General features: G+C 42.3%; 21 protein-coding genes and 1 riboswitch. Of the genes, 10 read left to right on the top strand and 11 right to left on the bottom strand.

Annotated features, from left to right (window positions below; all coding sequences use genetic code 11):
- Window positions 1–26 precede the first annotated feature (26 nt).
- The 4 genes from E0D95_RS07595 to E0D95_RS07610 form a co-directional block, all read right to left on the bottom strand.
- Window positions 27–1,022, bottom strand: a complete 996-nt coding sequence (locus tag E0D95_RS07595; protein WP_130803308.1) for a DUF2804 domain-containing protein — start codon at window positions 1,020–1,022, stop codon at window positions 27–29.
- Between the two features lie 109 nt (window positions 1,023–1,131).
- A complete protein-coding gene (locus E0D95_RS07600; protein ID WP_130803309.1) occupies window positions 1,132–1,644 on the bottom strand; it encodes a DUF1543 domain-containing protein in 513 nt (170 codons plus the stop codon).
- A gap of 75 nt (window positions 1,645–1,719) precedes the next feature.
- A complete protein-coding gene (trpB, locus tag E0D95_RS07605) occupies window positions 1,720–2,931 on the bottom strand; it encodes a tryptophan synthase subunit beta (RefSeq protein WP_171478577.1) in 1,212 nt (403 codons plus the stop codon).
- A gap of 13 nt (window positions 2,932–2,944) precedes the next feature.
- Window positions 2,945–3,589 carry a phosphoribosylanthranilate isomerase gene (locus E0D95_RS07610; protein WP_130803311.1) on the bottom strand — a complete coding sequence of 215 codons (645 nt, stop codon included), beginning with the start codon at window positions 3,587–3,589 and terminating at the stop codon, window positions 2,945–2,947.
- Window positions 3,590–3,734: 145 nt separating this feature from the next.
- Window positions 3,735–3,944: riboswitch (cobalamin riboswitch) on the top strand.
- 36 nt (window positions 3,945–3,980) lie between these two features.
- On the opposite strand from E0D95_RS07610, the gene E0D95_RS07615 reads away from it, so the two are divergent.
- The 3 genes from E0D95_RS07615 (at window position 3,981) to E0D95_RS07625 (ending at window position 7,234) form a co-directional block, all read left to right on the top strand.
- On the top strand, window positions 3,981–5,807 hold the full coding sequence (locus tag E0D95_RS07615) for a TonB-dependent receptor plug domain-containing protein (protein WP_130803312.1): 1,827 nt from the start codon (window positions 3,981–3,983) through the stop codon (window positions 5,805–5,807).
- Between the two features lie 97 nt (window positions 5,808–5,904).
- Window positions 5,905–6,495, top strand: coding sequence for a cob(I)yrinic acid a,c-diamide adenosyltransferase (locus E0D95_RS07620; protein ID WP_130803313.1), 591 nt, complete (start codon window positions 5,905–5,907; stop codon window positions 6,493–6,495).
- Between the two features lie 28 nt (window positions 6,496–6,523).
- Entirely contained in the window at window positions 6,524–7,234 is a 711-nt protein-coding gene (locus E0D95_RS07625) for a glycerophosphodiester phosphodiesterase (protein ID WP_130803314.1), read from the top strand.
- Between the two features lie 42 nt (window positions 7,235–7,276).
- Here the strand turns inward: E0D95_RS07625 and E0D95_RS07630 are convergent, their stop codons facing one another.
- The gene (locus E0D95_RS07630; protein WP_130803315.1) at window positions 7,277–7,774 is read right to left on the bottom strand and encodes an META domain-containing protein; all 498 of its coding nucleotides are present in this window, start codon (window positions 7,772–7,774) and stop codon (window positions 7,277–7,279) included.
- Window positions 7,775–8,023: 249 nt separating this feature from the next.
- Here E0D95_RS07630 and E0D95_RS07635 point away from each other — a divergent pair, with 249 nt between their 5' ends.
- Window positions 8,024–9,193, top strand: a complete 1,170-nt coding sequence (locus E0D95_RS07635) for an acyl-CoA desaturase (RefSeq protein WP_130803316.1) — start codon at window positions 8,024–8,026, stop codon at window positions 9,191–9,193.
- 89 nt (window positions 9,194–9,282) lie between these two features.
- Here E0D95_RS07635 and E0D95_RS07640 read toward each other — a convergent pair whose 3' ends face one another.
- Genes E0D95_RS07640 through cysM form a run of 4 tightly spaced genes read right to left on the bottom strand, consistent with a single transcriptional unit; the run spans window position 9,283 to window position 14,834 of the window.
- The gene (locus tag E0D95_RS07640) at window positions 9,283–11,589 is read right to left on the bottom strand and encodes a RelA/SpoT family protein (protein ID WP_130803317.1); all 2,307 of its coding nucleotides are present in this window, start codon (window positions 11,587–11,589) and stop codon (window positions 9,283–9,285) included.
- Window positions 11,590–11,617: 28 nt separating this feature from the next.
- Window positions 11,618–13,009 (bottom strand): 23S rRNA (uracil(1939)-C(5))-methyltransferase RlmD, encoded by a 1,392-nt coding sequence (gene rlmD / locus E0D95_RS07645; protein ID WP_130803318.1) that lies wholly within the window; start codon window positions 13,007–13,009, stop codon window positions 11,618–11,620.
- A gap of 8 nt (window positions 13,010–13,017) precedes the next feature.
- The gene (locus tag E0D95_RS07650) at window positions 13,018–13,875 is read right to left on the bottom strand and encodes a 3'-5' exonuclease (RefSeq protein ID WP_130803319.1); all 858 of its coding nucleotides are present in this window, start codon (window positions 13,873–13,875) and stop codon (window positions 13,018–13,020) included.
- A gap of 29 nt (window positions 13,876–13,904) precedes the next feature.
- On the bottom strand, window positions 13,905–14,834 hold the full coding sequence (gene cysM / locus E0D95_RS07655) for a cysteine synthase CysM (RefSeq protein WP_130803320.1): 930 nt from the start codon (window positions 14,832–14,834) through the stop codon (window positions 13,905–13,907).
- A 154-nt stretch (window positions 14,835–14,988) separates the two neighbouring features.
- Here cysM and E0D95_RS07660 point away from each other — a divergent pair, with 154 nt between their 5' ends.
- The 6 genes from E0D95_RS07660 to E0D95_RS07685 all read left to right on the top strand — a co-directional run bounded on the left by E0D95_RS07660 (window position 14,989) and on the right by E0D95_RS07685 (window position 21,339).
- Entirely contained in the window at window positions 14,989–17,787 is a 2,799-nt protein-coding gene (locus E0D95_RS07660) for a GacS-like sensor histidine kinase (protein WP_130803321.1), read from the top strand.
- A gap of 116 nt (window positions 17,788–17,903) precedes the next feature.
- The gene (locus E0D95_RS07665) at window positions 17,904–18,692 is read left to right on the top strand and encodes a crotonase/enoyl-CoA hydratase family protein (RefSeq protein WP_130803322.1); all 789 of its coding nucleotides are present in this window, start codon (window positions 17,904–17,906) and stop codon (window positions 18,690–18,692) included.
- 36 nt (window positions 18,693–18,728) lie between these two features.
- Window positions 18,729–19,601, top strand: a complete 873-nt coding sequence (locus E0D95_RS07670) for an NAD(P)-dependent oxidoreductase (protein ID WP_130804859.1) — start codon at window positions 18,729–18,731, stop codon at window positions 19,599–19,601.
- Between the two features lie 12 nt (window positions 19,602–19,613).
- Window positions 19,614–20,408 carry a hydroxypyruvate isomerase family protein gene (locus E0D95_RS07675; RefSeq protein WP_130803323.1) on the top strand — a complete coding sequence of 265 codons (795 nt, stop codon included), beginning with the start codon at window positions 19,614–19,616 and terminating at the stop codon, window positions 20,406–20,408.
- An 81-nt stretch (window positions 20,409–20,489) separates the two neighbouring features.
- Window positions 20,490–20,897, top strand: coding sequence for a ribosome silencing factor (rsfS, locus tag E0D95_RS07680; RefSeq protein WP_130803324.1), 408 nt, complete (start codon window positions 20,490–20,492; stop codon window positions 20,895–20,897).
- A 121-nt stretch (window positions 20,898–21,018) separates the two neighbouring features.
- Window positions 21,019–21,339, top strand: coding sequence for a hypothetical protein (locus tag E0D95_RS07685; RefSeq protein ID WP_130803325.1), 321 nt, complete (start codon window positions 21,019–21,021; stop codon window positions 21,337–21,339).
- A 244-nt stretch (window positions 21,340–21,583) separates the two neighbouring features.
- Here E0D95_RS07685 and E0D95_RS07690 read toward each other — a convergent pair whose 3' ends face one another.
- Entirely contained in the window at window positions 21,584–23,038 is a 1,455-nt protein-coding gene (locus E0D95_RS07690) for an NAD(P)(+) transhydrogenase (Re/Si-specific) subunit beta (protein ID WP_130803326.1), read from the bottom strand.
- A 12-nt stretch (window positions 23,039–23,050) separates the two neighbouring features.
- Window positions 23,051–23,365 (bottom strand): proton-translocating transhydrogenase family protein, encoded by a 315-nt coding sequence (locus tag E0D95_RS07695; protein ID WP_130803327.1) that lies wholly within the window; start codon window positions 23,363–23,365, stop codon window positions 23,051–23,053.
- Window positions 23,366–23,373 lie beyond the last annotated feature (8 nt).

Here is a 23,373-nt window from a genome sequence, read left to right on the forward strand (position 1 = left end):
GTCAATCAAATAAATGACTGAGAAAATTACCACTTGGCGTAATGCTGTTCCAGTAAAGCATATTCATGATTTAGGCAAATGACTTCAGCTTGTTCTAGCTGGATCTGCCCCGTCACTTTGGCCTGCCACTGACTAAACTGACTGCCGACCATTCTCAAATTAATATTTTCATAACGTCGCCAGCCTGTTTCAATTTCAAGTTGCAACTTTTCATCTAAAGAGCGAATACGCCAGTGATGTTCTTGTAGTCGCTCAAACAACACATCAGCGAGCGGATAAAGTCGTCCATTGACCCAAAGACAGTTTTCATTACCAAAACTTTCATTCACACCCGATGCCAGATTTAGACCAATGCGTTGCCCCTGAGTATCCCAAAAATGACAGGAGAACCAAAACCAAGCGGTTTCAGGACGCAAAAATCCACAGGTATCATCCAAAGCCGCAAAGGTTTTATCATTAAACTCGATCAATTGATTTTGTTTATTGATGAAATAGCCCTCAACTGCCAGCGTGGTTTTCTTTTGGGTATAGGTCCAGCCATTAATACCATTGGGTGAACATAAACTTAAAGGCTCTGTACCTGCACAAAAAATACGGGCACTGAGTTGAATCTCTCCATATTTACTCACGCGAAGGTAACGTACCCCATTGGCATGTTGCATTTCGATTTCAAATGGCGATTTATAAAAATAACTTTGATTGAATAACGGTTGTTCATCGACATGGGTTTTACGCGCCAAAGGCTGTATTGCGTTCCACTCCAAGACCTGTTGCGTCGAATGATCATAGATATAGACAAAGCTATGTCCGACCCAAGCGATATCTGCAATGGCTAGACCAATCGAATAATGTTCATGCTGAATACTACAAAACTTAAACTTTTTGTATTTAAGTTTGCGCCGCCAACCCTTTTCTATTTTGCCAAAAGGCGATTGATAGACATATCGATTCAGACTAATCGCACTCGGGATTTCTTTAAAACGACCATAACGAGGTTGTCCACTTTCTTGTATTAAATCCATTTTCAGCTATCCGTATCCATCATCCATTTTAACATCAGGACATACGCATAAATTTTACACAGTTTTGTTGATTGCTGGAAATAGATATTTGTTTTCTAAGATGATTGTATCAAGCCAAAGTGAGATAGGTATTTTGCCACTCTGTTGCTTTAAACTTACCCTGTACCAAATGTATATAACGTCCATGCACACAGTCAATCGCCAAACAGTCATCCACATCAAGCACTCGGTCAGTATGAGCTTTCTGCCACTTTCGATCGATATAAACTTTGCCCTTTTGTTTAGCAATCGCAACATTCGGCGCAAGTACTAAAACATAACGGTGTAGTTCACCAAATTCTTGTGCATCGTACCCCCCCAGATTAATCAAATATAACTTTTGATCGGTTGCAGCAGGCGCCATATTTGAAAATCTGACTTGATAAGACACGCCCTCAGACTCAATGCCATCCACTTTCATCCACGCATCAATATGTAAGCCTTTTAGCTCCCCAAACCATGCTTGCTTAAGTTGTGGCGTGATGTCTTCAAGTGATGATCCGACAGCAAACACTACATCATGCACTTCGGTATTGGCGCGAGCATGGCGACCACCGAGCATGACCACAAATAAGTTTGACATGTTTAAGTCCTCTTCATTGAAGAAAAAGGCCGCCTTGTGGGCAGCCTCCATCTTGAAAAATACATTTGTTATTGCTTACATCTCGACCATTTCAACACCATCGACACGGGCAACGGTCATCAAATCTTTATCACCACGACCTGAAACGGTTGCAATAATAATTTGATCTTTTGACATGGTTGGCGCAAGTTTGGTGACATACGCCATTGCATGAGCACTTTCCAAAGCAGGAATAATGCCCTCAATCTGGGTCAAATCACGGAAACCCTGTAAAGCTTCATCATCATTGATTGGCACATATTGTACGCGCTGCATGTCTTTTAAGAAACTGTGTTCAGGTCCGACACCTGGATAGTCCAAACCAGCTGAAATACTATGTGTTTCAATGATTTGCCCTTGAGCATCACTCATTAAGTAAGTACGATTGCCATGCAATACGCCGACATGTCCTGCATTGAGTGGTGCAGAATGTTTCCCTGTTTCAACGCCATAACCTGCGGCTTCAACACCGTACATTTTGACATCAGCATCATTTAAGAATGGATAGAATAAGCCCATCGCATTAGAACCGCCACCGACACATGCCACAAGTGCATCCGGTAAACGACCTGCCTGTGCCTGAATTTGCTGACGTGCTTCACGACCAATAATCGACTGGAAATCACGGACTAATTGCGGATATGGATGCGGCCCTGCTACTGTTCCAATCACATAATAGGTGGTATCAACATTGGTCACCCAGTCACGCATGGCTTCGTTCATGGCGTCTTTCAGGGTTTTTGAGCCACTTTGGACAGGCACTACCGTTGCACCGAGTAAACGCATACGATACACATTCATGGCCTGACGTTTGACGTCTTCGGCACCCATAAACACTACACATTCCAAGCCCAAACGTGCCGCAATGGTCGCCGTTGCCACACCATGCTGACCCGCACCAGTTTCCGCAATAATACGTTTTTTACCCGAAAGTTTAGCAAGTAATGCTTGCCCAATGGTGTTGTTCACTTTATGTGAACCTGTGTGATTTAAGTCCTCACGTTTTAAATAGATCTGCGCACCGCCCAACTCATTCGACCATCGCTCCGCATGATAGAGCGGACTCGGACGTCCGACATAAAAAGCCAGATCACGGTCGAATTCTGCCAAAAATTGCTCGTCATTTTTCATACGGTTATAGAGGCTTTCTAAATCCTCCAAAGCCGCCATGAGCGTTTCTGACACAAAACGTCCGCCATGAATACCAAAATGCCCACGCGCATCTGGGTATTGCGTATAGTCAACCATCTGACCGTTTTGACTAGCGTTTTGCTGATCCACGTTGGACTCCTTGCATAAATCGTTCTATAAGTTGTTGGTCTTTAATACCTTTGGCAGATTCTACACCACCACTCACATCTACCGCATAAGCTTGTGTTGTTACAATGGCCTCTGCAACATTGTCAGAGCTTAAACCGCCTGCCAAAATCAGAGGAATATCCAATTGAGGAAACTTGGTCCAATCAAATTGCTGCCCGGTTCCACCCTTCAGTTCAGGATGCCATGCATCGAGTAAAATTGCACTCGCTCCTGCCGCCTGATAACGCTGAATTTCTGCCACCACATCCAGATCAGGTTTCACCTGAATGGCCTTGTACCAACGGCGTTTACACGCGCGTCCAATCTGCTGACATTGCTCAGGCGTTTCATCGCCATGCAACTGAATGATATCTAAAGCAATCTGATTTAATGTGGATTGAATTTCGTCGGCATTGGCATTAACAAATAAACCCACTACCTGCACATACGGCGGAATATCTTCAATCAGTTGCTGTGCTTGCTCTGGACTAACATAACGCGGACTCGGTGGAAAAAATACAAATCCAATCGCGTCTGCACCTGCCTGAACTACCGATAACACATCTTGAGAACGGGTAATACCGCAAATTTTTGCGCGCGTTCGCATAGGGACAAGGCTCTTCAATTGCCTGATCTATAGCCATCTATAAATCATGAAAGTGGACTATTGTAATGCAATTTCGATCGGTTGCGTTAAAGTTAGCATGAATAGATCGTATTCAGATTGTTTAATTCGCAGCCAGACTTTATACTTCGCGAAAATGGCAACAAGTTATCGCAATCGCCATAGGGAAGCTGGTGAGACTCCAGCACTGCCCCCGCAACGGTAAAAATGTAAAGCATATTGATTAAACTATTTTGAGTTTAACACCACTGCATGGTGTCATGTGGGAAGGTGGTTATGTGAATATCGCAAGATATGACATTTAAGTCCGGAGACCTGCTTGTTGCTCTCTACCACTCAATCATTCACGTGGGGTGAATGTATGGAGCTTATTATGTCTATTTCTTTACAGCCTACTCGTTTAGTAGGCGCAATCGCTATTGCGATGGGGTTTTCATCTGTCTCTTTTGCTGATGAAACAACAACCGCGACCAAACTTGATCCAATTGTAGTGACGGCATCCAAATCTGAGGAACAAATCAGTCAGGTTCCTGCACGAATTTCAATTATTGAACCCCAAATTATCGATCAATCCCCAATTGCATCTTTACCTGATTTATTAATGAGCGAAGCAGCCATTAATATGGTGCAAAGTGGTGGTTATGGTCAAACCGCCTCGATTTTCTTGCGTGGTGGTAACTCTAATCAGACTCTTATTCTACGAGATGGTGTTCGTCTAAATTCTGCCACCTCAGGCATCGCATCTTTACCCTTTATTGACACCACTGATATTAAACAAATTGAAGTCCTCAAAGGGCCTGCTTCTGTCCTATACGGTTCAGATGCCATTTCAGGTGTAGTTCAACTGATTTCAAAAACACCAGAAAAAAATTCAGCCTTTGTTACAGGTGAAATCGGCGAAAATAAAACTTATAAATCTGTTGTCGGTGCAGATTTAGCTGAAAATGGTTTTTATGCGCAAGTACGTGGTCAACGCCTTGAAACTGATGGCACACCCGTAAAAGAAGCCGCGAATGCTCCTGATGCGTCTTATGATCAAAAAGGTTTTAGCACTAAAATAGGTGTCGATAAAGAAAATTATGCCGCTTCTGTCGACTATAGCCAAAATGAAGGCAATAGTGCTTATGATAATTTCGGTAATTTGGTCAATCAAGATTTTAAAAATGAAGTGATCAATGTAAAAGGCAAAGTTAAAATTGTGGATAACGTTGAATTAAATGCGCGTTTATCTCAGTTTAAAGATGAAGTTGATCAGAAAGATCCTAACTATTTAAATAGTTATGACTTCGTTCATAGCAAAACACAAGAAGCTGAACTTTACGGAAAATGGAACTTCACGGCGCATCAAAACGTTCTCTTAGGGGTAACGCAGCGTAATATTGATGGTGATGTTTTATCTTTTGGTGCACCGTACAGCGAAGACATTGATTCAACGGGTTATTACATTCAACATCAATATAACCAAGCTGGCTTAAACACCCAAGTCGGTGTCCGTGTTGAAGACAACGAAAAGTTTGGTACACACACTGTCGCTCAAGGGGCAATTCGTTATCAACTGCTTCCACTAACCAGTGTTTATGCCAATATTGGTTCGGCATTTAAAGCACCAACATTAAATGATATGTATGGTTATGGTGGTAATCCCGATTTAAAACCAGAAGAAAGTATTTCTTATGAAATTGGGGTAGATCAAAAACTTGCCTACAACATTTCAACTGGTTTATCACTCTATACCACTCAAGTGGATGATTTGATTAATTTTGGCAGCACTCGAATGGAAAATGTCGACAAAGCTAAAATGGAAGGCGGTGAAGCCTATGTAAAATGGCAGGGCGATAACTTATATGCCAATTTAGGTTATCACTATGTCCGAGCCAAAGATGACAAGACCCATGAAGATTTAAGCAGACGTCCACGTCAAAATATTTCGTTGACAACTGGCTGGCAAGATGACGTTTATGGCTTCTCCACTACATTTATGGCCAATAGTGGATACGACAACAGTGCTTATGACACTATCAAAGTGCCGGGGCATCTACGTATTGATATGCATGGACACTACAATGTAAACAACCATCTTCAAGTCTTTGCCAATATCCAAAATATCGGCGATTCAAAATATCGTACTGCTTATAGCAGTGGAAGTTACTACATCAACGGCGGTCGACTCGCCTCTGCTGGAGTGACACTTCGCTACTAAATTAAAAAAAGCATAAAAACATTTCAAATAGCGCAGTTTAGGGATAATGTAATGACCGACATTATCCTTTTTTTAATGTTCAATCACAGGAAAACTTATGGGACACCGTTTAAGTAAAATCTATACACGTACTGGCGATGCAGGCACAACAGGTTTGGGCGATGGCTCCCGCGTTCCCAAAGATGATTTACGTATTGCAGCACTCGGTGAAGTGGATGAACTCAATGCAATTTTAGGTGTATTACGCGCGCACATTGCACTTTCGGATTCACTTGAAAAAGCCAAATGGGAAAAACATTTAAGTCTGGTCCAACACTGGTTATTCGATCTGGGTGGTGAAGTCTGTATTCCCAATTACACTTTGTTGCAAGAGTCCAGCATTGATTATTTAGAAAATAGTATTGATCAGATGAATGAACAGCTCCCCAAGCTCAAAGAGTTCATTTTACCGTCTGGAAGTTTAGCCTGTAGCTATGCACACCAAGCACGTGCTGTCTGTCGTCGTGCTGAACGCAGTTTAATTACTGTACAGCAACGCGATCAAAATATCCAAAGCACATCTTTACGATTACTCAATCGTTTATCGGACTGGCTATTTGTCGCTTCTCGGACTTTACAACGTGAAAGTGGTGGCAGTGAAGTTTTGTGGCAACGCAATATCAATGACACTATATCTGATTTAACATAAATTAAATTGTAGATGATTTAGGCAAAATATGCAGATTATTGGTCATCGTGGCGCACGTGGCGAAGCACCCGAAAATACGCTGGGCGGCTTTCGATATTTAAGAGATTTAGGCATTCGCGCAGTTGAATTTGATATTCGTCAACTCAACAATGATCAACTTGTTATTATTCACGATGATAATTTTCTACGCACCACAGGCATTGCTGGCTCTGTATATGATCAAGACCTTGATCTCCAACAATTTGATCATCGGAAAAACTGGCGACACTGGACACAAGTTGAATACACGCCATCCCTTGAACAGGTTTTAAGGTTACTACACGACTTTAAGCATATCGAAGTTGAAGTTAAAGCGGTCAATCATCAAGTTGAAGCTGACAAGCTGACTCAACGCTTGGCTCAGTCTCTGGAAGGATTTGAACAGCAAGTTACCATTACCAGTTTCGATGAAAAAATTTTAACATCCCTACAACAACAAAATAGTCCGTTTAAACGTGGCTTATTGATTGAAGAAGACATCAAGGCCCTTGCCATTGAGATTGCCGAGCGCTTAGGCTGCTGTCATATTGGCTGGATGGATCAACTCGCCAGCCCTGAAATGCTTGCACTTTCACATCAAGCCAAACTCAATATCAGTGTCTGGACTGTCAATAATGTAGAACGCGCAAAACAGCTCAGAGATCAAGGTATTCAGGGCTTAATTACTGATTTTCCAAAACGGATGCTAGCACAGCTTTAATCTTTTAGAACTTGAATGTCCTCAATCTATATATAGGATGAGTTATTTTTTCTGGGCTTGCAATAAAATTTGTCCGCTTTGATCTAACATCAATAGCTCATTGCCCTGTAGCTTAAACCGTTTTACTCGCTGTAGAGCATCAATCAATTCGGCTTCCTGTGCTAAAGCACCATCACAGCTTTGATGACCTGCCCGAACATCCAGATCTAACTGCTGTAAAGCAAAATTATAGGTATAACGACCAAAAATTGCATTACAGCCTGTACTGCCCTGCACCGTTTGTACGGCTGAGTTCAAGACTAAAAAAGGAGTCTGATTAAAGAACTTGGTCCGCTTTTGATGAACAAGACTCAATGTCCATGTCACATCCTGTACCCCATCTACACTTTTTCGCGCAGGCTGAACATGCTGTGGACTCACCCGCGAATGAGCATGTTGCGAGGCAACCTTATTTTTTTGTACAGGAGCTGTTGTACTTTGGCAAGCTGCCAATCCCAAAAAAGAACCTAAAAACAGTAATTTGTGTAAAGATTTTTTCACAAAATGCCTACCCTTATTGAGTCATCGTTTATCTTTCATAAAGATGATGGATCTTGCGATAAAATCAATAAACACATTGTTGAATTCTGTTACTGTTTTGCGGGATACACTTGTACAATATTGCTAGTGAACATGTGTTCGCTCATGTTAGTATGTTCACTTCATAGCCCGTCATGTTGGTTATCGTTTCAGGGCCAGATCGAATTATTTAAACCTTTCATACAAAGGTTTTCAGGAGCGCTGATGGAGATGAATACTCCCGCAACTCAAGCCCCAATTAACTGGATTGCAATTTTTGCTTTAGTTTTTTTACCTATTGTCGCGATCATTGCGATTCCGTTTTATGCTTATCATCATGATTTTAGCTTAGCTGCATGGATCAGTATGTTTGTATTACTTGGATTCAGTAGTCTAGGCATTACTGCAGGTTATCATCGCCTATGGGCACATCGTGCTTATGAAGCATCCTTGCCTTTAAAAATTATGCTTATGATTATGGGAACCTTTGCGGTTCAAAATAGTATCTTGTTCTGGGCATCGGGACATCGTACCCATCATCGCCATGTGGATGATATTGATAAAGACCCATACTCAATTAAAAAAGGTTTCTGGTATGCACATCTAGGCTGGATGCTACGTGACTATCCTGCGGCAGAACCAAACTTTAAAAATGCCCCAGATTTGTTGAATGACAAACTCGTCATGTTTCAGCATAAATATTACATTGTCATGGTCGTTGCGGTTCACGTGGTGATTCTGGGTGCAGTCGGCTGGGCAGTCGGCGATATCTGGGGGGTGATGTTATTGGGTGGTTTGGTTCGTTTGATTTTGAGCCATCATGTTACCTTCTTTATTAACTCGCTGTGTCATATGTGGGGCAAACGTCCTTATACCGACGAAAATACAGCGCGTGATAATTTCTGGCTGGCCATTGCCACTTGGGGTGAGGGCTATCATAACTATCACCATATCTTCCAATACGACTATCGTAATGGGGTGAAATGGTGGCAATATGACCCAACTAAATGGTTGATCTGGTCTTGTTCAAAGTTGGGTTTAGCCAAAAACTTACGCCGTATCCCAAGCTTTAATATTCAAAAAGCCGAATTAGCGATGCGCTTTAAATATGCTGAACAGGATTTGGCAATTTATGGTCATGATGTCAATACTGACCTTGCTCAAATGAAGCAACGTATTGCGCAGGAATATGAAGCATTTACCCTGACTCTCAATGACTGGGCAAAGCTCAAAGAGCAAGAGTTACAAGCTAAAAAAGCAGCGGTGGCTGAAAAGATTCACCAAATGGATCATAAACTTAAAGTCGATTTTCAGTTACTTGAACATCGTTTAAGTCACCACCGAGAATGTTTAGAAACCTTGATGCGTAACGTTAAAAAACGCAATCCTGTTTCACAATAGAATATACACATCTAGCTCTCCATCAAAAAAGCCAATCAATGATGATTGGCTTTTTTGTGTTTGGACATTCACTACAGCTGAACGCGCAGTTAATTTCCTTGCACCAAGCGTCGCGCACTGATAATTCCTGGCTGCTGCTCAAGACGTGCCAACAAACGCGATAGTTGTGCAAGCCCCTTCACTTCAATCAATAGTTTCATATTGGCGATTCCATCTGCTTCGGAAATGGTGTTCACCTGACGAATATTAATCTGATCCGAGAAAATCACCTGCGTCAGATCTTTCAGCAAACCACGACGGTCATAGGCATCAATCACGATTTGCACACTTTGACCACGGGTCGGCTGCATTTCCCAATCCGCTTCGACTGCACGCTCTGGTTCATGCTTGATCATCCGCTGATAATCTGGGCAGCCAATTTTGTGAATACTAACGCCACGATTCAACGTGATATATCCACCAATCGATTCGCCATGCACTGGCTGACAACACTGTGCAATGTGCAGTTCGACATTGTCCAGACCATCAATCAAAATGCCATGTGCGGACAAGGTGTGACTGGCACGTGGATTCAGCGTTGGTTTTAATACCAGTTCAGGCTCATCATTATCCAGATGCATCTGACGATTAATCTGATTGATCAGTGCATGCAAACTAATGTCACCACTCACCAGATTCACCAGAATGTCATCACCTGTTTTAACATTGAAGTGCGATGAATAATCGTTCAGGTCGATACTTTTTGGGTGAATTGCTAAACGTGCCAATTCTTTATTTAGAATTTCACGTCCCACTTCCAGATTTTTGCTGCGATCCTGCTGTCTAAACCAGTGACGGAGTTTATCGCGAGCACGGGCTGTTTTGATATAACCCAGTGAATTAACCAGCCAATCACGATTCGGTTCACGATCTTTTTTGGTTAAAATCTCAACCTGTTCACCTGTTTTTAACGCATAAGTGAGTGGCACATAACGCTGATTGACCCGTGCGGCGTAGCATTTATTACCGACTTCGGTATGTACATGGTAGGCAAAATCCAAAACGGTAGAACCACGTGGCAATTCTTTAATATCACCATCACGGCTGAATACATAAATTTTTTCAAAGTCTTCAAAATTTTGAAGATCTTCCAGATTTTCCGACTCATCATCATGTTTATGCACATTACTTTCATTACGTTCCTGATAATGTTCAAGTACCGCACGCAAGGAATGTAAGCGATGATTAAAAGAATGATCTGTGTTTTTCGCACCTTCTTTATAGTTGAAGTGCGAACATACTCCAAGCTCTGCTTCTTCATGCATTTCATAAGTACGAATCTGTACTTCGAGTGATTTGTTTTCAGCAATCACCGCAGTATGCAAAGAGCGATAACCATTGGCTTTCGGATTGGTAATATAATCATCAAATTGATGCGGAATATGACGCCAAATCTGATGAACAAGACCAAGCGAGTGATAGCATTCAGGAATGGTATTGACCAGTACACGTAGCGCGCGGATATCATACAATTGATCGAAACTTAAGTTTTTACTCTTCATTTTTCGATAAATTGAATAAATGTGTTTTACCCGACCTGTAATTTCAGCCTCAATCGCATGTTCACCTAATTCCGTTTTGAGCTTATCAATGACAAACTGAATGTATTGCTCTCGCTCCAGCCGTTTTTCATTGAGCAAAGATGCAATTTCTTTATAACGATCTGGTGCCAGATAACGGAACGCTAAATCTTCAAGTTCCCATTTGAGCTGTGCAATCCCTAAACGGTGCGCCAATGGCGAATAGATCGTTAAAATTTCTCGTGCTACACGTTCCTGCCGTTCACGCGATGAAGTCGCTAACTCACGCAGTGCCAATGTACGTTCGGCTAATTTAATCAGTACAACACGCACATCTTCCGTCACTGAAATCAGCATTTTGTAGATGCCGCTTAAGTGTTCACGCTGGTTATTGTTAAAATGATCTTCTAAACGTTTATTCTTTTCAATCAGTTCAGATAATTTACCCATTGCCAAAGTGCCTTTGACAAGGTTATAGACCTGATCTCCAAATTTTTTCTGAATCTCGTCAAGTGTAATGACATTTTCACGGACGCAACGATACAACATGGCAGCACATAAAGTATCTTCATCTACATGTAAATGCGCCAGAATATCGGCCATACCAATCCCGGTTGAGAAAGTATGCGAAGAATGATTGGCACTGAGAGCCAGCTCTTTTTGTAGTATATGATAGGCAATACTTTCTAGCTGTTGCAGTTTAGCCCCGTCTAAAATTTCACGAACACGATCTAACCAAGTGGCAAGTTCGCGTTGTGCTTCTTCGGCATGTTCTACAGTCGTTTCCTCTGACAACTCAATCAGTCGTTCAGGTAACTGTTCACGTACTGTGACCATACCATTCTCCTATGGTGATACTCATATTTTAATCGTTTATCTCTTTGATTTTTTCAAATAAAGCAATGGATTCGACATGACCTGTATGGGTAAACATGTCCATTACCCCTGCCTTTTTTAATTGGTACCCTTGCTCAGCCAGTACACTTGCATCCCTTGCCAATGTTGCTGGATTACACGATACATAAACGATTCTTTTTGCTCCAAAGTTTGGGATATATTGCATAACCTCAAAAGCACCCGCACGTGGAGGATCTATCAATAATGCATCAAATCCCCGTTTTGCCCAAGAATGATGCGAAAGATCTTTTGTTAAATCTTGTGAATAGAACTCGACCTGTGAAATATTATTGCGTTTTGCATTTTCCATTCCACGTTGTACCATTTCATCACTGCCTTCGACAGCAACAACCCGCCCAGTAACACCGACACGGCGCGCCAAAGCCAAACTAAAGTTGCCCAATCCACAGAATAAATCAAGCACTTGCTCGCCTTCGCGTAGCTGTAGCAATTCACATGCCAATTGTACCATCTGCTGGTTTACACTTGGGTTAACTTGCGTAAAATCAACAGGAGAAAAAGCAAAATTTAAGTCAAAATCAGGCAAACTGTAATGCAAACGCATCTCAGCGCGCAGGTCATCTATACGTTTTAAGCTGCTGGTATGACTTTTCGGTTGTAGATAAAGCTGCCAGCCTTTGTTTTGAACATACTTCAATAATGCCTGCTGATCTATATCAGCTAAGGGCTGCACATGGCGAATTAACAATGCAATTTCCTGATCGCCCATCGCCAATTCTATATGACCAATATCCGCTTTGCCTTTTAGACTTTGGAGTAATTGTTTTAATTCAGGCAAGGCATCTGACAATTGTTTTTGCAGAATCGGGCAGGTGTGAATTGAAGTTAAATGATTACTCTGATGCTCTCTAAAACCCATCATTAACTTTTTCTTGGCTGCGAGATAACGCACCCCAATTCGCGCTCGATGCCGATAGTCCTGCCGCGCTGAACGGATCGGGCTTAACCATTCAGTTGCTTCTAACCCCGCAAAATGTTGTAGATGAGACTTTAGAACATTCTGTTTTAATTCAATTTGCTCATCAGGATGCATATGCTGCATGCTACAGCCTCCGCACACGCCATAATGCGGACAAATCGGATCGACACGTAAGGCAGAAGGTTCGCTCAACAATTCAAGCAACTCACCTTCTTCCAAGCGTTTGGTTTCATGGCTAATTTTGGCTCGAACAGTTTCACCGGGTAAAGCATAGCGAATAAATACCTTCTTGCCGGTTTTGGCTTGAGGATGCGCTACATCTGTTCCGAAATGCGCAATACCCCGCCCCTCATGCGATAAGGATTCTACCTGAAATGTATAAATCGCAGGTTGGGCAGAAGATTTAACAGCATGTTTCAAAAGATTACCTAATTATTTGACGGGTTGTTTGACGAATGGGCGGGTATGTCGTGAAAATTCGAGGGGAAATAATGTTGGGTGAACTGAGTCTGTTGCGACGTGTGTTGCCACACCTGCAAAAACTCCGTGTGCTGGGACTGCTGTTGTAAATAAGCAATGGTGGCTTGAATCCATTGCTCATGATCCTGCGGCAACAATTGACCTTTGAGTAACAACCAACGTAGATAAATCAGCCACGTGTTGAGCACATCACCTTCACAATAGCTGGTTAGCTTAAGCCATTGCTCCTGTTGAACATAGGTTGGAACATGATAGCCTGACTCACCTCGTTTTCCCGGGAAACCGAGCAGTGATGCAATATCATCCAGCTTTTGAAAATTTCGACCGTTGAACATTGCCATGACGTCCATGACATCGGTATGCCGATGATGATAACGATTTTGGTAGTTATTATAACGCTTTTGCGTATCTAACTCACCCTGATCGAACAAACTTGGCGCAGACAAACCATGATACATGGCACGAAACAAAATCACAGGTAAATCAAACTGCGAACCATTCCAGCTCACCAGAGTTGGATGACGCTTATCAAAAATAGATAAAAATTTGGTTAAAATTTCTGCTTCTGAGTATTGTTCCTGACTAAAGGAAAACAGTCTTAAACCTTGCTCATCAATCCACAAACCGGAAATACAGACAATTTCATGCAAAGGCAAACGCTGAAAATCCATGCCTGATTCCTGACGACGAATCTTGCTCAGTGCCTGCTCCAGATCATCATCAGGCAAATCCAGATGATACAAATGCGCCCCCGCCTTTAAATCGGTCAAGGTTTCAATGTCAAAAACCAGTGTCGGAAAGCGCATCATCTTCTCGATATTACTTTGTAAACGATTTACGCAGGATCTTGCACAGAGAATAGCCCGGTCGATAAATAACGATCCCCCCGGTCACAGATAATGCAGACAATCACCGCATCTGGCTGTTCTTCTGCAATTTTGAGCGATGCCCAGACTGCACCGCCTGATGATGTTCCTGCACTAATCCCTTCTTCACGTGCCAGACGGCGCATGGTTTTTTCCGCTTCAATCTGTGGAATATCAATAATACGATCTACACGTGATGCATCAAAAATAGTGGGTAAATATTCTTTTGGCCAACGACGAATGCCTGCAATACTCGACCCTTCGGAAGGTTGTAAACCAATAATTTGAATCTCTGGATTTTGTTCTTTTAAGTATTTAGACACGCCCATAATGGTGCCCGTTGTGCCCATCGAACTGACAAAATGGGTAATTTTGCCGCCAGTTTGCTCCCAAATTTCAGGGCCTGTGGTTAAATAATGCGCTTCAACATTGTCAGGATTACCAAATTGATTCAATACCAAACCCTGACCTTCTTCCTGCATTTTCAACGCTAAATCACGAGCACCTTCCATACCTTGTTGCTGCGTCACTTCAATCAGTTCTGCACCATAAGCCAACATGGCATCTTTTCGCTCCTGACTCATATTATTAGGCATGATCAGTTTCATTTTATAACCGCGCATGGCAGCAACCATTGCCAAGGCAATGCCCGTATTGCCACTGGTGGCTTCAATAAGAGTATCCCCCGGTTTAATCTGACCGCGCTTTTCTGCCTGCATAATCATGTTATAGGCGGGACGATCTTTTACAGAACCAGCAGGATTATTGCCCTCTAGTTTTGCCAATACTGTCGTTCGACTATTGGTAGCTAAACGCTGTAAACGAACCAAAGGCGTTTTACCTACATAGTGATCCAGTAAAAATTCATCGGCAAAAAAATTAGGGTCTGTACTACTCATGATCTACACCTAAATCGAAGTGCGGCTATTGTATGAAAAAATGACCTTCACTGCATCCATTTCACAGGCTTTTTCTTGAAAATACTCAAAGCATCATCAGTTTCTGAGCAAGCCGTGCTAATATGCCGATCAAAGAGATAGATCTGATCGGGCTATGTCAAATTTCAATAAAAAGTTATCCAAACGCTTACATCTGAATCATGCTTATGGTCAGCTGATTGCCCTGATTTTTGTCCCGATCATGGTGTTGACAGGCGTAGGGACGGTGCTGGTGCTGAATGAAACCAGTAACTCTGCCAAATTGCAGCAACGCCACGCTGCTGCTGCGTTATTAACACGCTATCAGTCCACCTCAGAAAATTTACTTAAACTGGTTGAGCTGCGTCCAGATCAATATGATCATGCACAAGCGATTATGCAAAGCATGTTTGCGGAGCGAAACTTACAGCGCGCCGCGATTATCGATGATCAAGGACAGGTGCAACTCAGTATCGGTTATCGTGACACCCGATTTTGGCCCAATATTCCTAATCAGGTTTTTTTTGGTCCCATCAAACATGGTAACAATAGTATTTATGGATTAAAGCTTCAAAGTCCTCCACAACAGTCTACATGGCTGGTGGTGGAAATGGATAATCAGCCTTTGCAACTGGCACGTTATCGAGTATTTACAGTCCTGATCATTACTGGGCTGATCACGCTGCTTTTGTTATTGCTATGTCTGAACTTTTATTCACGTCGCTGGATTGCGCCGATGTATGAAATTCGGATGCAGTTGCAACGTTTAAATGCTGACACCCTCGATCAACATATGGTGATTAACAGTACAGGCGAATTGCGGTTATTACAACGTGACATTGCCAATATGGTCAAACGTCTGCATTTTAGTTTTTTGGAACTCAAAGAACATACTGAACAAACTGAAGATGATTTAAGACGTACCTTAGACACCCTTGAAGTGCAAAATATTACCTACCGTCAAGCACGCGATCAGGCAATTTCAGCCAATCAGGCCAAATCAGTATTTCTCGCCAATATTAGCCATGAACTGCGCACACCATTGAACAGTATTGATGGTTTTATTCATTTGATGCTACGCCAGCACAACCTAAATAACGAACAAAGTTTATATTTGCAGACCATTCGTAAATCATCAGCGCATTTATTGGCACTGATTAATGATGTACTGGATTTTTCCAAAATTGATGCAGGCAAACTTGAACTGGAAACCGCTTCTTTTGATCTGGAAGAAGCCATTTTTGATGTGATGGATATGCTCTCGCCACTGGCGTCACAAAAACACATCGACATGGCATTTTATTTTGATGACTTAATTCCACCACAAGTCATTGGCGATGTGCTGCGCTTTAAACAGATTCTGACCAACCTGATTTCCAATGCAATTAAATTTACCCCTGATGGTGAAATTATTGTACGGGTGCGTATGGAACAGGATGATATTGGACAATGCCTGATTCATTTTAGCGTTCAGGACAGTGGGATTGGTTTAAGCGGTACTGATCGTAAAAAACTATTTGAATCCTTCTCACAAGGCGATGCTTCAGTCACCCGCCAATTTGGTGGCACAGGGCTGGGACTGGCAATTTCCAAACAGCTCGTGCATTTAATGCATGGACAAATTGGTTTTGAAGACAATCAGGAACGCGCCCCAACAGAAAAAGGTTCGACATTCTGGTTTACCGCGTTGTTTCAGGTCGATGAAGACATTCACATTCAACATCCGCAATTTAAACATTTACATGTGGTGTCTTTTCTGGCGCATCCAGCTACGGCCAATATCTTACGGCATTATCTCGAAAACTATCGGGTACAACACACCGAAGCCCAATCTATTCTGGACTTATTTAGCCGATTAAATAGCTTAGACACACTGGAAAATACGTGGTTGATTGTAGATCACAGTGGTGATACCGAAGCCTTGCTCAAGGAAATTCGCAGCCGTTATACAGGCAATCTGGCGATATATGGCTACCAAATGGCACTTGAACCGAACATGCTGCATGAGTATCGAGCCAGACCATTATATCAACCACTTAGTCGTGCAGCACTGATTCAACTGTTAAGCAATCAGCCTGTTTTTGAACCAGAGCATGAACAATTTGATGGACAAGGTCTACATGTGCTTGCCGTCGATGACCATTTACCCAACCTGATTGTACTCGAAGCCTTGTTGGGAGAGCTTAATGTCAAAACCACCAAGGCTTTGAGTGGGCAAGAAGCATTAAACATTATTGAAAAGCGCCTGCAACATCAGGAAAAACCATTTGATATTGTGTTTATGGACATTCAAATGCCCGTAATGTCAGGAATCGATACGACACGCGCAATTCGATCGCTGGAATCCACATTAGATGGAAAAATGCGGCTGCCGATTATTGCATTAACCGCGCATGCCCTTTCCGATGAAAAACAAAAATTGCTCAAAGTCGGTATGGATGATTACGTCACCAAACCCATCCAGATTGAACAAATTATTCACATCTTAAATGAATGGACGAAAAACAACTTTAGCGCGACCAGTAAAACAGAGAACAGTATTTTCATTGATGCGCTGGACCCAACGATTCTGGATTGGCAACAAAGCCTGCAACTGGCAGCTAATAAAGAAGACTTGGCACAGGATTTACTCCGAATGCTGGTCGATAGTTTTGAGACTGAACTCAATGAAATGCAGCAACTGATTGAGCTGGAAGACTTTCCACAACTCGAACATGTTTTGCATCGTTTATATGGTGCGACACGTTATGTAGGCACCCCAAAATTGCAACATGTGACGGGTGATTTTGAACAGTTTGTCTCAACCTTAAGAAAACAGCGTCGTCGGGCAGACGAACAATTTATTCAGGATGTACTGCTTCGCTTTGAAGAGTTACAACTCACCATTCATGAAGTGCAAAGTGCAGCGCAACAAATCTTAAATAGCAGTTCATAATTAAATTGCTCACAGCCTATACGCATTCAGAACGAAGCTAAGATGACTGAGCTGTCATGCTTCAAAAGCCAGCTCATGTTATGCTGCATTCATCCATAAAAATTAAAGGACTCGCCGTGGCACTTTTGAACGTCAGCAAAAAAAATGGAATCGTGACTGTCAGTTTAAATCGACCTGAAAAGCGTAATGCCATGAGCTTTGCATTACTCCGCGAATTGGTCAGCACTGCCAAAAAAATTGAAAAAGATCGCAGCGTACGCTGCGTTATTTTAACAGGTGAAGCACAGGTATTTAGTGCAGGCATTGATCTGGCAGATTTAAATGCGCCTAAAAATACAGTGTATGCCGCGTGGGAATTGCTTAAACCGGGTCAAAGTCTATTTCAAAAAGCATTTTTAGTTTGGCAGAACTTGCCTGTCCCTGTCATCGCTGCGATTGAAGGTTATTGCTTTGGGGCAGGTATGCAATTGGCTTTAGCAGCTGATATTCGTATTGCTGAACCGTCAACCCAAATGTCAATTATGGAAAGTCGCTGGGGGCTAGTCCCAGATATGGGTTTAACCCGAAGTATTAAAGGTTTGGTCGGGGTCGATCTAGCCAAAGAACTTACGCTGACTGCGCGTATTTTTAATGCAGACTATGCCAAAGAAATTGGTTTAATTACTCATCTTTCACAAAACCCCATCGAACGTGCACAGCAACTTGCATTAGAATTTTCGCAACGTTCACCCGATGCGTTAACTGCTGCGAAACGGGTATTGGATGCCATGGAACACCAACCTGAAAAAGCTTTACGCCTAGAAAAACTTTGGCAACTCAAATTACTACTGGGTAAAAATAGCCGAATCGCACGTAAAAAAGATAAGCATCCTGAAACAGAGTTTTTACCGCGCCAATACAAATAATATTGAGTTGATCAGGAAAACAAGATGTCTGTTGAGATGAATTTTGATGTGAATACTCCAATCGCCTTTTTAGGTATGGGACTCATGGGTCGCCGTATGGCAAGTCGGTTAATTGATGCCGGATTTAAAGTGGCGGTTTGGAATCGGACTGAAACTGCCTGCGAAGCTTTACTCGCCAAAGGTGCGAGTGCCCTGCTATTGTCCGAGATTAGTCATTACCCTATCATTTTACTCTGTTTGGCAGATGATCAAGCCGTCAATGCAGTGTTTGGACAGATCAAACCTCATTTACAAGCTCAGCAAGTCATCGTCGATTTTTCCAGCCTTTCTGTAAAGACCACACAGGATTTAGCCGAGCAAACCAATCAACGACATGCGTATTGGATTGACTCTCCTGTTTCTGGCGGTACGGGCGGTGCTGAGCAAGGTACGCTGGTGATCTTTGCTGGTGGAGATGCACAGGTGATCGAACAACTTGGTCCTGTGTATCAAATTCTGTCACAACGTGTCACCCGCATGGGCGAAAATGGCACAGGACAAGCCACCAAAATTTGTAATCAACTGATTGTTGCTGCCAACAGTGCTTTAATTGCCGAAGCAGTTGCTTTAGCTGACTTGGCTGGGGTAGACACCACCTTACTGGCTCCCGCGCTGGCAGGTGGATTCGCCGATTCCAAGCCCTTTCAGATTTTAACACCACGAATGGCGACTCAAACTTTTGAACCTGTGCAATGGAAAGTGCAAACCTTGTCTAAAGACCTGAACAATGCCGTACAATTGGCAAAAGATTTTCACTTAGATATTCCTGTCGCGGCAAAAGCATTAGATCAGTTACAAGCACATCAACAAAAGGGCTTTGCCGAGCAAGATTTAGCGACTATGATCAAACAAGTAGAGAATTATTCCTAAAGGATGAAGATCATGAGCCAACTCGCGGTGAATCTATCCCTGATTTTTACTGAAGTGCCGCTCATTGAACGTTTTGCATTGGCACAGCAATATGGTTTTCAGCATGTCGAAATCCAGTTTCCTTATGAGCTGAGTATTCATCAGATTAAAGATCAACTCGAACAATATCATTTAAGTCTATGTCTGATTAATGTGCCTACAGGCGATTTAATGCAGGGTGGCAATGGTCTAGCTGGAATACCGGGTAAAGAAATTGAGTTTCATCAGGCACTGGAACAAGCCATTCAATATGCAACAGCCTTGAATGTCCCTCGCGTCAATATTCTGGCGGGCAAACAACCCGAAGATGCCGATCTATTACCTTGTTTGAATACGCTTGCCAATAATTTAAAGTTGGCCTGTCACTTATTTACAGAACATGGCATTGAGCCTGTGTTCGAGATGATTAATGGCACAGATATGCCACGCTTTTTAATCCAAAATATCGCGCAGGCACAGGAAATGCTGGAAGCGGTGAATCATCCTGCCTTAAAAATGCAATATGACTGTTACCATATGGCGATGATGGGTGAAGATGTACTTGAAGGTTTGAAAGAAAATATTGATCAAATTGGACATATTCAGTTTGCTGACTGTCCGGGACGACATGAACCCGATACGGGAAACATTCATTTTCCCCAGATTTTCCAATGGTTACAGCACAGCGATTATCAAGGCATTATTGCTGCCGAATATAGACCTCAACACAGCTCTGAACAATCCTTTGTCTGGAAAGAGAAATATTTTTCAGATGATGTGAATACATAAAGTGTTACAGCGAGGGTTTGAATTTTAGTCAAAATTTCGCTATATTAGACAGTGAGTAATTGTCAGGAAATTATACCCTTTATGAATTTAGAACCATCGCCCAGCGTTTCTAATTCTCACGACCTCGCCTTGAATTCAACGCCGAACAATGTACAGTCTTGTTTAAAAGTCGTACATGATGCACTTACAGATGTAAAAGCCAAAGATATTATCGAACTTGATGTGAGTAGCATTAGTAATGTTGCTGATGCAATTGTTATTGCCAGTGGTACTTCAACTCGTCACGTCAAAGCCCTTGCCGACAATGTTGCTGACGAAGCAAGAAAAGCAGGTTTTCGCCCAATTGGTATTGAAGGTGAACGCGATGCCGAATGGATTTTAATTGATCTCGGTTTTGTTGTTGTTCACGTCATGTTACCGACTGCACGTAAGTTTTATGATTTAGAAAGCCTATGGCGCAACGCTCCAGCTTCTGAGGCGATTGCCTAAAAAATTATAAGAGCACAAGAAAGCGACCGAAAAGGTCGCTTTCTTTATATATAATAGATTGCTTTTTAAATATTGAATATAAACTTCATAATTAATCAAATAGTTAAAATCGGTTATAAAAATGGAATTAAAAAATCACCCCTCAAAACAACCCACATCTACGATACAAATCATTGCTTATCTTTTACTTGGCGTGCCTGCAAGTATGTGTATAGGTAATTTTATTGCACAAATCTTTGTAATGAATGTATCCGGCTTTGAAGGCGCTGCGGGATTTGCTTGGCTAACATTCTTTTTTATTGCCAGTCCAGTGATCTATGTTATATGCCTCATTTTATTGCCAATCCTCATCAAAAAATCGCCTCAATCTTTAGCCACCGTTATCGGTGTCTTTGGCCTACTCACTCTTATCTTTTTAATCATGATTGCTGCTATGTTTTAAATAAACATACATAAAAATTAAAACATGATACATATCTTTATTGTTTTAAATGCTTTCGTGCAATTGCACAGATGGTTAACAATATTCAATCTAGTGTCTCGTTCTACCCATTTGGCTAGAGTAATTGTAGGCTTTAATACAAACACAGAGATATAATGCTAGTCTAAAGTCTTCGTTTTATTCTTGATCTAAAACGGCCCTACAAAAAAACCACCCGAAGGTGGTTCTTTCTAGTCAAGTCAGATTAGTGACCACCACCATTAATGGCTTTCGTCATATCTTCTACAACTTTTTTGGCATCACCAAAGACCATCATGGTTTTTTCGTTATAGAACAAGTCATTGTCCAGACCTGCATAACCTGTTGCCATAGAGCGTTTGATCACCATAATCGTACGTGCTTTATGTGCTTCCAAAATTGGCATTCCATAAATTGGTGAGCTTGGATCATCTTTAGCCGCAGGGTTTACAACGTCATTGGCACCAATCACAAGCACCACATCGGTTGCAGGAAAGTCAGAGTTAATCTCATCCATTTCCAAAATATCTTCATACGCAACGTCTGCTTCTGCCAAAAGTACGTTCATATGACCTGGCATACGACCCGCAACTGGGTGAATCGCAAAACGAACTTTTACACCTTGTTCTTTCAAGATTTCACATAGTTCTTTCACCGCATTTTGCGCACGACCCTGAGCCATACCATAACCCGGCACAATCACCACGCTATCCGCATTTGACATCAAGAAGCCTGCATCATCTGCTGAACCTGAACGGTAGTTACGCTGAACTTGCTCACCTTTGGCTGCACTTGCAACCGCAGCACCCCCCATTGCACCACCAAATAAGACATTGATGATGTTACGGTTCATGGCTTTACACATGATGTAAGACAGAATCGCACCCGATGAACCAACCAATGACCCTGCAACAATCAACATATTGTTTTCAAGCGTGAAACCAATACCAGCAGCCGCCCATCCAGAGAATGAGTTAAGCAGTGATACCACCACTGGCATATCGCCACCACCGACCGGTGCAATCCACACCCAACCAAAAGCAAGTGCAAGAATGGTCATCGCCCAAAATGCGGTCATATTGCCCGTCGAGAAGAAGTAAAAACCACAAGCCAACATCGCAAGAAAGATAATCGCTTGGACAGGTTTTACCCACGCCCCTGAAATGGTTTTTGCCCATTTCTTCGCTGCCAATTTACCGTAGGCAAATACAGAAGCAGTAAAGGTAATCGCCCCCACAAAACAACCCACAAACAATTCAAATAAATGCACTGAACTCATATGTGCATGTTGAACGCCCGCAGTAGTTAATGCAGCTTCATCTTGTTCGAAAAGCACATTAAGCTGGTTATTGTGTAAAATTGCAGCAATTGCAATCAGTACCGCAGCCAAACCCACCAAAGAGTGCATGAGTGCAACAGTTTCTGGCATTTGCGTCATTGGAACAGTACGGGCACGTACAATACCCACAATCGCACCTAACCCCATTGCGCCTACAATCATCCAGACCACAGGATGATCCGCTACAAAAAACGTGGTCAATACAGCAATCGCCATACCGATCATGCCGTAACGGTTACCTGAAATCGCAGTTTTAGGACCTGATAAGCCACGAAGCGTCATAATAAACAGGACAGCACCAACGAGGTAGAACCACTCCGCATTCGCTCGAATAAATTCCATGTTTTCGTCCCCTTATTTCTTTTGCTTTGGCTTAAACATTTCCAGCATGCGCGCAGTCACTGCGAAACCACCAAAAATGTTAATACTGGCCAAGAACACTGCAATTGCGCCAAGCACACTCACGACGTTAATGGATTGAAAATCCACATTGCCTTCAACTCCAATCACGGGCAGACCGACAGTTTGAATCATCGCACCTACGATAATGATCGAAGATAAGGCATTGGTAACCGCCATCAATGGCGTATGTAATGCAGGTGTCACACCCCAAACCACGTAATAACCTACGAAGATGGCAAGGACGAAAATTGTAATCGTTTCAACCATGAGAGATC

Source organism: Acinetobacter ihumii, assembly GCF_900625095.1.
Taxonomy (GTDB): Bacteria; Pseudomonadota; Gammaproteobacteria; order Pseudomonadales; family Moraxellaceae; genus Acinetobacter; species Acinetobacter ihumii.

Excerpts from the sequence above, each read along its gene's own strand:
- E0D95_RS07610 (WP_130803311.1), bottom strand. The coding sequence starts at position 3,589 with ATGCGAACGCGCGCAAAAATTTGCGGTATTACCCGTTCTCAAGATGTG.
- E0D95_RS07625 (WP_130803314.1), top strand. The coding sequence starts at position 6,524 with ATGCAGATTATTGGTCATCGTGGCGCACGTGGCGAAGCACCCGAAAAT.
- E0D95_RS07615 (WP_130803312.1), top strand. The coding sequence starts at position 3,981 with ATGTCTATTTCTTTACAGCCTACTCGTTTAGTAGGCGCAATCGCTATT.
- E0D95_RS07640 (WP_130803317.1), bottom strand. The coding sequence starts at position 11,589 with ATGGTCACAGTACGTGAACAGTTACCTGAACGACTGATTGAGTTGTCA.
- E0D95_RS07620 (WP_130803313.1), top strand. The coding sequence starts at position 5,905 with ATGGGACACCGTTTAAGTAAAATCTATACACGTACTGGCGATGCAGGC.
- E0D95_RS07660 (WP_130803321.1), top strand. The coding sequence starts at position 14,989 with ATGTCAAATTTCAATAAAAAGTTATCCAAACGCTTACATCTGAATCAT.
- E0D95_RS07675 (WP_130803323.1), top strand. The coding sequence starts at position 19,614 with ATGAGCCAACTCGCGGTGAATCTATCCCTGATTTTTACTGAAGTGCCG.
- trpB (WP_171478577.1), bottom strand. The coding sequence starts at position 2,931 with ATGGTTGACTATACGCAATACCCAGATGCGCGTGGGCATTTTGGTATT.
- E0D95_RS07650 (WP_130803319.1), bottom strand. The coding sequence starts at position 13,875 with ATGCGCTTTCCGACACTGGTTTTTGACATTGAAACCTTGACCGATTTA.
- E0D95_RS07685 (WP_130803325.1), top strand. The coding sequence starts at position 21,019 with ATGGAATTAAAAAATCACCCCTCAAAACAACCCACATCTACGATACAA.
- cysM (WP_130803320.1), bottom strand. The coding sequence starts at position 14,834 with ATGAGTAGTACAGACCCTAATTTTTTTGCCGATGAATTTTTACTGGAT.
- E0D95_RS07595 (WP_130803308.1), bottom strand. The coding sequence starts at position 1,022 with ATGGATTTAATACAAGAAAGTGGACAACCTCGTTATGGTCGTTTTAAA.
- rsfS (WP_130803324.1), top strand. The coding sequence starts at position 20,490 with ATGAATTTAGAACCATCGCCCAGCGTTTCTAATTCTCACGACCTCGCC.
- E0D95_RS07635 (WP_130803316.1), top strand. The coding sequence starts at position 8,024 with ATGAATACTCCCGCAACTCAAGCCCCAATTAACTGGATTGCAATTTTT.
- E0D95_RS07600 (WP_130803309.1), bottom strand. The coding sequence starts at position 1,644 with ATGTCAAACTTATTTGTGGTCATGCTCGGTGGTCGCCATGCTCGCGCC.
- E0D95_RS07670 (WP_130804859.1), top strand. The coding sequence starts at position 18,729 with ATGAATTTTGATGTGAATACTCCAATCGCCTTTTTAGGTATGGGACTC.
- E0D95_RS07695 (WP_130803327.1), bottom strand. The coding sequence starts at position 23,365 with ATGGTTGAAACGATTACAATTTTCGTCCTTGCCATCTTCGTAGGTTAT.
- E0D95_RS07690 (WP_130803326.1), bottom strand. The coding sequence starts at position 23,038 with ATGGAATTTATTCGAGCGAATGCGGAGTGGTTCTACCTCGTTGGTGCT.